2 tRNA genes are annotated in these 285 nt (G+C 50.5%); both read left to right on the top strand.

Annotated features, from left to right (window positions below):
- Positions 1 to 7: 7 nt before the first annotated feature.
- A tRNA-Tyr gene (locus QQ041_RS22170) sits at positions 8 to 92 on the top strand.
- Positions 93 to 194: 102 nt separating this feature from the next.
- A tRNA-Tyr gene (locus QQ041_RS22165) sits at positions 195 to 279 on the top strand.
- The last annotated feature ends 6 nt before the right edge of the window (positions 280 to 285 follow it).

Genomic DNA, 285 nt, shown 5'->3' with positions numbered 1-285 from the left:
ACACCCTGGAGGGGTTCCCGAGTGGCCAAAGGGAGCAGACTGTAAATCTGCCGGCACTGCCTTCGATGGTTCGAATCCGTCTCCCTCCACCATATTCTTCTTACCTCTTTTACGAGTTAAGAGAAAAACCTGATTGATGGGCTTATGGGAAAACATCAATTTAGGCTTACTTTGTGAAGAGTAAGACACACCCTGGAGGGGTTCCCGAGTGGCCAAAGGGAGCAGACTGTAAATCTGCCGGCACTGCCTTCGATGGTTCGAATCCGTCTCCCTCCACCATATTCT

This window comes from Vibrio sp. TMPB1044 (assembly GCF_030442075.1).
In the GTDB taxonomy this organism is placed as follows: domain Bacteria; phylum Pseudomonadota; class Gammaproteobacteria; order Enterobacterales; family Vibrionaceae; genus Vibrio; species Vibrio satsumensis.
This window is presented reverse-complemented; position numbering and strand designations above follow the sequence as displayed.